Origin of the sequence: Brasilonema bromeliae SPC951 (assembly GCF_012912135.1) — a bacterium.
In the GTDB taxonomy this organism is placed as follows: Bacteria; Cyanobacteriota; Cyanobacteriia; order Cyanobacteriales; family Nostocaceae; genus Brasilonema; species Brasilonema bromeliae.
On the sequence record NZ_QMEB01000349.1, the window covers coordinates 1 to 4,252 of the forward strand.

Sequence of the window (4,252 nt, forward strand, 5' to 3'; positions counted from 1 at the left end):
GGAGAAAAAAGAGGATGGGGGGATGGGGGGGTCGCTTCGCTCGGGAGCAGAGGGGAATCGTGATTCAAGATCCTCCCCTCTGCCCCTCCGCACCTCTGCCCCTCTGCCTTCAAAAGCCCGTATTCTTTTGGTGGATGACAACGCGGATATGCGCGCCTACCTGAAGCGGCTATTGAGTGAACGATGGCAGGTGGAGACAGCCCCTAATGGCGTGATCGCCCTCACCCAAATCCAGCAACACCCACCCGACTTGGTGCTAACTGATGTCATGATGCCAGAGATGGATGGGTTGCAATTGCTGGCTGCACTACGGGCTGATCCTCAAACAAAAAGTATTCCAATCATCTTACTGTCAGCACGAGCAACAGAAGAGGCAACGCTCGAAGGTTTGACAACAGGAGCGGATGATTACTTGATCAAACCCTTCTCTGCTCGTGAACTGATGGCAAGAGTTGAAACTCATCTCCAATTGGCATGGCTGCGCTTTGAGCGATCCGCGAACCGCTTCAAGAATGAGTTTCTCATGACCGTCACCCATGAATTGCAAGCTCCCTTAGTAACGATTCTCGGATGGGCACGCTTGTTACAAACCAAATCCATAAATTTGGAAACAATGGCACGAGCACTTGCAACCATCGAGCGCAATGCGACGATTGAAGCAAAACTAATTAAAGATTTGCTGGATGTTTCGAGCATTCTCTCTGGCAAGTTTCAATTGAAGCCTCAACTCGTCGATTTGGTTTCGCTGGTACAAAACGTGATTGAAACATTTCGTAAAGCGGCCCAGGCAAAGAGCATTCAACTGGTCGAGACGATATCGAACGTTACACAAATTGATATTTTAGCAGACGGCGATCGCCTCAAACAAATCATCACCAACTTGCTGGACAATGCCATCAAATTTACGCCTAAGGGGGGAAGCGTAGAAATTCAGGTGACTACTGATGCCCAAGATTCACAGCCCCCTAAATCCACGCCAGTTCCTCCTCGACGGGAACCGCCAAGATCGGACTGGCTCCCCAATTCCCCCCAAACTATAGCCTTTGCGGGCATTCCAGAAAGGGGGGTTAGGGGGGCAACATTTGCTCAAATTACCGTAACCGATACAGGACTCGGCATTCCTCCAGAATTTCTTCCCTATGTCTTTGATCGCTTTACTCAAGCAGAAGTGCCGAGCCGTCATTCGCCGGGAGGGGTGGGCATTGGGCTAGCGATCGCCCGTCTGTTGGTGGAATTACATTATGGTACGATTGAGGTAGCAAGCGCCGGAGTTGGAAGAGGCGCAACCTTTACAGTTCGATTACCATTCAAACAGTGAACAGTGACCAGTGACCAGTGACCAGTGAACAGTGACCAGTGACCAGTGACCAGTGAACAGTGACCAGTGAACAGTGACCAGTGAACAGTGACCAGTGAACAGTGACCAAAAACTGACAACGATAACTGATAACTGGTAACTGATAACTGGTAACTCAGTGTGCGAGCAATAAGTGCTATGCAACGACCTCAAAGAGAAACCGTTACCTTAAACGACATTTTAATTACTGAGGACCTATCACGGCGACCGCCTCGTTCGCCGAATTTGCTCTCGGAAAATCAGGCGTTGCATACATTAGCACGGCAGTTGGTGCAGCCGGAAATGATGCTTCAAAGTATAGTTGACATTGCGCTGGAGTTATGCAGTGCCGGAAGCGCCGGAGTCAGTTTACTCGAAGTGCTACCTAGTGGGGAAGAAATCTTTCGCTGGAATGTGTTAGCAGGAACATTAAAACAGTACGTAGGCGGCAGTACACCCCGCAACTTTAGCCCCTGTGGAGTTTGCTTGGAGCGGGGTGCCCCTGTGCTTTTTTCCCATCCTGAACGGTATTTCACCTACTTTCAGGAAGCGAAAACCCCAGTTGTCGAAGGCTTGGTGTTACCTCTTCAGGCGGATAACCATGCTCTCGGCACCATTTGGATTATGTCGCATTATGAGCAGCGGCACTTTGACGCGGAAGATGTGCGGGTGATGACGAGTCTGGCAGACTTTACAGCCGCAGCACTCCTGCTGAAGCAGCGACAAACTAGAGAATTGCTAGCTGCCAACGCTGCTTTAGAAGCGGAAGTTGTGGAGCGCAAGCTGGCGGAAGAACGTTTGCGCGCTTTGATCGAGAATCTACCGGTTGGGGCTGCGTTTGTCGTCGATCGCGATCTGCGCTACTTGCTTGCTGAAGGCCAAGCGTTGTCCGCTGCTGGATTCAAAAGCGAAGATTTTGTCGGAAAGACGATTTTCGAGGTGCTGCCGCCCGAATTAACGACGTATTACGAGGGATTGTACCGTCAGGGGCTTGCTGGCGAGTCGTTTGAGCATGAGCACAACGCACATGATCGCTCATTTATCTCATGTGGAACGCCGCTGCGTTCTGCCGATGGCGAAGTTTATGCAGTGCTTGCCGTTTCTTATGACATCACTGATCGCAAACAAACCGAAGACGCCATCGCAGCAGACCTTAAAGATACGCAACTGTTGCACGACCTGAGTACACGGCTCGTCACCGAAGGCAACATTCAGGCGCTTTATCAAGAGATTATGGCGGCGGCGATCGCCCTCACGCGAGCAGATGCCGGAACGGTGCAAATTTTGGATGAAGCAACGCAAGAGTTGGTGCTGCTCGCTACCCAGGGGTTTGAGCGAAATCTGACCGATCATTTCTATCGCGTTAACGCCAGTTCAAACACGTCTTGCGGTATTGCCCTCTTCACAGGCAATCGCACGTTCGTTGATTTCGATGTGCCCCAGAGCGAAGACCTTGATGGATCTGGGCAAATGCACGTTGAAGCTGGGTATTTTTCGGCACAGTCCAGCCCGTTGATTGCCCGTTCGGGCAAACCCATCGGCATGGTTTCAACCCACTGGCGCAAACACCATCGACCGAGCGATCGCGAACTGCGGTTTCTCGATTTACTTGCCCGTCAAGCCGCCGACTTGATTGAGCAGCGACAAGCCCAAGTCGCCCTGCGCGAGAGCGAGCGGCGGCTTTGCGCCACCCAGAACAACGCCGGCATCGGCATTCACGAACTCGACGAGATGGGGCGTTATCTGCGGATGAACGAGACGTTCACCCGATTGAGCGGCTACACGCTCGCGGATTTCGCCAACCGCACGATCTTCGATGGCATCCCCAGCGAGGACAGGGATAAGGCGCGCGAACATTACAGTCGGCTGGTGCGCGGCGAAATCGACAGCTATGTCGATGAGCGAACCTATGTCACGAGGGATGGATGCCGCGCGTGGGTTGAGGTGCTGACGACTGCGGTGCGGGACGACGAAGGGCGATTTCTCTATGCGGTGCGTGCGATTCACGACGTGACACAGCGTAGGAATGCAGAAGAAGCGTTGCGCGAATCGGAAGCAAAATACCGCACGCTGTTCAACTCAATAGACGCAGGCTTTTGCCTGATCGAAGTTTTGTTTGATGAAAGTGGAAAAGCATCTGATTATCGCTTTCTTGAAGCCAATCCAGCCTTTGAGAAACAGACCGGACTGGTGGACGTGATTGGCAAAACAGTGCGCGAACTAGTGCCTTCTCACGAGGCACACTGGTTTGAAATTTACGACAGAATCGCGCTAACAGGGGTACCAGAGCGGTTTGAAAACGCTGCCCAGGAACTTGGGCGGTTTTATGATGTTTACGCCTTCCGGATGGGTGAACCACAAGAGCGCAAGGTGGCGGTTCTCTTCAACGACATCAGCGAACGCAAACGCCGCGAAACAAATCTCGCCTTTTTAGCCGAAGTCAGCCAAGACCTCGCGCATTTGACGAACATTGAAGCGACGATGAATGCGCTCGGCGCGAAAATCGGCAGGCATCTGAATCTCGGACGCTGCATTTTTTGCGAAGTCATCGAAGCCGAAGACAAGGTGATCATGAGCTACGATTGGCATTGCCCGGAATTGCCTAGCGCTGTCGGTGAAGTCCCGATCTCGCAGTTCGTCAGCGAAGAATTTCGGCGAGCGAGCCGCGCCGGAACAACCATCGTCGTCGCTGATGTTCACAAAAGTTCGCTGGTTGAAGCATGGCAGGTTGAAGATTTTTTTGACATTGCTGGTTTGGTCTGCGTCCCGCTTCTTAGAGACGGGCAATGGCGATTTGCGTTGGTGGTTCACAATGTCGCGCCGCGCGATTGGCGAGACGACGAAATTGAATTGCTGCGCGAAATCACGACGCGCATCTGGACGCGGCTTGAACGCGCCCGCGCCGAAGAGTCATTG

The 4,252-nt window shown here is 52.5% G+C and carries 2 protein-coding genes; both read left to right on the forward strand.

Going from position 1 to position 4,252, the window contains the following annotated elements; all coding sequences use genetic code 11:
* Positions 1-1,318: hybrid sensor histidine kinase/response regulator (locus DP116_RS27250; RefSeq protein WP_246275823.1), on the forward strand; the 1,318-nt coding region annotated here is incomplete at its 5' end.
* 177 nt (positions 1,319-1,495) lie between these two features.
* The coding region (locus DP116_RS27260; RefSeq protein WP_169158109.1) for a PAS domain S-box protein at positions 1,496-4,252 on the forward strand (2,757 nt) is incomplete at its 3' end.